Origin of the sequence: Kitasatospora sp. MBT63 (assembly GCF_000710465.2) — a bacterium.
Lineage (GTDB): Bacteria > Actinomycetota > Actinomycetes > Streptomycetales > Streptomycetaceae > Kitasatospora.
The window spans coordinates 1-2,304 of sequence record NZ_JAIZ01000471.1 but is presented as its reverse complement, the minus strand read 5'-3'; the positions used below and the strand labels follow the sequence as shown (position 1 = coordinate 2,304).

The 2,304-nt window shown below is 68.2% G+C and carries 1 protein-coding gene; it reads right to left on the bottom strand.

The genetic code is table 11. The features are described 5' to 3' along the window. Window positions 1-86: 86 nt before the first annotated feature. On the bottom strand, window positions 87-1,937 hold the full coding sequence (locus AA75_RS53755) for a hypothetical protein (protein ID WP_149038375.1): 1,851 nt from the start codon (window positions 1,935-1,937) through the stop codon (window positions 87-89). Window positions 1,938-2,304 lie beyond the last annotated feature (367 nt).

Sequence of the window (2,304 nt, the reverse complement as noted above, 5' to 3'; positions counted from 1 at the left end):
GCCCTCCCGTGTGGGGAGGGCCCGCCTGGGGTGCCTTCTTGATCTCGGTGAGGAGTGCCGGGGATGCGTTGTGGTCTGTTGGTGGGTCAGTTGGTGGCGGTGGCGATGGTCTGGGTGGTGTTGTTGCCGGTGTCGGCGATGGCGACCTGGCCGGCCTTGAAGGTGCCGGTGTGGTTGAGGCCGGCCGGGGCGCCCCAGCCGGACCAGCTGCCGTCGCTGTGGGGGCTGCTGTTCGGGCCGTAGCGGATGTTGTGGTAGACGGTGCCGTTGCTGCTGGTGGCGATGAACTGGGCGTCGCCGTTGGTCATGCCGACGGCTGCGAGGTGGGTTGCGCCACCGGTGGGCTGGGCGGGCTTGGCCCATCCGGTGTAGGTGCCGTCGGGCTTGAGCATCTGGTGCCAGATCTGGCCCATGCTGTCGATGACGGCCATCTGGGTTCCGTTGCCGTTGGTGGTTCTGGTGCCGGCGAGGGCGATGTCACCGGTGGGGGAGTTGGTGGGGAGGCCGGCGAGTTGGCTGAAGGCGCCGAGGTTGCTGCTGAAGTAGGTGCTGGTGGTGGTGACTCCGCCGGCGGTGGTGGTGCCGGTCGCCATGATGTAGAAGCGGCTCAGGCCGTCCATGCTGGTGGCGACCTTGGTGGCGGTGGCTCCGTTGGGGAGGGAGAGTGAGGTCCAGCCGGACCAGTCGCCATTGTTGTGGGGGCTGCTGTTCGGGCCGTAGCGTTCGTTGTACCAGACCTTGCCGTCCAGGCCGACGGCGGTGACCACGGAGTTGCCGCTTCCGATGTTGGTGATGGCGGAGGCGGGGCCTCCGAAGTTGGGGCTGCCGCCGACACCGGGGAGGGCGTTCCAGCCGGACCAGGTTCCGTCGCTGTTGTGGAGGGCGAGGTAGAAGTTCCCGTCGGTGCCCTTGGCGACGTACTGGGTGGAGCCGTCGTCCATACCGGTGGCTGATACCTGGGTGGGCATGCCATTCTGGGGAAGACCGGTCAGAGGGGCTGCCGTCCAATCGCCCCACGTACCGTCGGCATTGCGGGTGACGGAGTAGGGCTTGTAGGTGTACGAGATGACCACCTGCGGCGCCTCGCGAGCGGTGTCGGTGGTGATACTGACGTTCTTGGCCGCGCTGCCCAGCGCGTAGCTCGAGCCGCCACCGCCGCCACCACCACCGTCAATAACCCCGGAGCGGCCGCCGTCACCGCCGACCCAGCCGTCGCCTCCCGAGCCACCCGACAGACTGCTGCAGGTGCTGCCGGCGCCGCCTCGACCGGGGATCCCGGGCGAGCCGTTCGCCGTGCCGTCGCCGGTGGGGCGCTGGACCAACGGCCCGCCGCCACCCCCGTAAGGGGTGCAGCCCTCATTGAGATCGGCGCCGTTATTACCGCCAGCGCCATTCCCGTAGGTGCCGTCCCCGTAGGTTCCTGCTACGCCGTAGGTTGATTGAGGAGGAGTCGCCAGGCTGTTGATGCCCGCGTTTCCGCCGGCGCCTGGCCCGGCTGAGCCGGTGCCCGCCCCGCCACCGCCTCCGGCGACGATCACCCGCGGATCGACCGCACCGGCCGCCGGAGCCGAGGGGTACCCGTTCTGGTCGTAAGTCGCGTGGTAGTAGGAGTAGTTGTTACCCGTGGTCGTGGACGTGTTCTTGATGTTGGCGGCCCCGCCGCCTCCTCCCGCCACGGCGGCGCTCGGGACGTCGATGTAAAGCTTCTGCCCGACCGTGACCGGCATGACCGCGGTGACCTTCGCCCCTGTACCTCCGGAGGCGCCGGCCGAACCGCCACCCGGTCCGCCGATCGCGGTGACGTTGAGTTCGGCGATATTTGCCGGGACCGTGAACACCTGGTTCTGGCCAGGGTCGGCGAAAGTACAGGTGACGTTGCCGCTGCCACTGGGACCGGTGCACCCGCTGGTGGCGGCCATCGCCGGAGCCGCGGGCACCACGGTAGCGAAACCCGCCGCCGCCAGCACGGCCGCCGTACCCCCCGCCGCCAGCGACCTACGCCGCCGCCCTCGGCCCATCGGACCACGCGAACCAGACCTTGATGAAGTGGACATGACATACCTCCGGAAGTAGTCGACCAGGCCGAGCCCGTTGCTCAACCATCAAGACCAAGAACAAACAACGCAACACCCGCACCGCGGGCAAACCAGAGCGCTGAAATCCCGAACGGCACCGCACTCCAGACAATCCGCCTACCAGCAACAACTCCGGAAAGCGATTGGATGACTACCGTAGAACCCGGCCACCACACGCCATACGACCCACATCACACGTGATCCCCACCACCCATCCCACCCCCGCCCG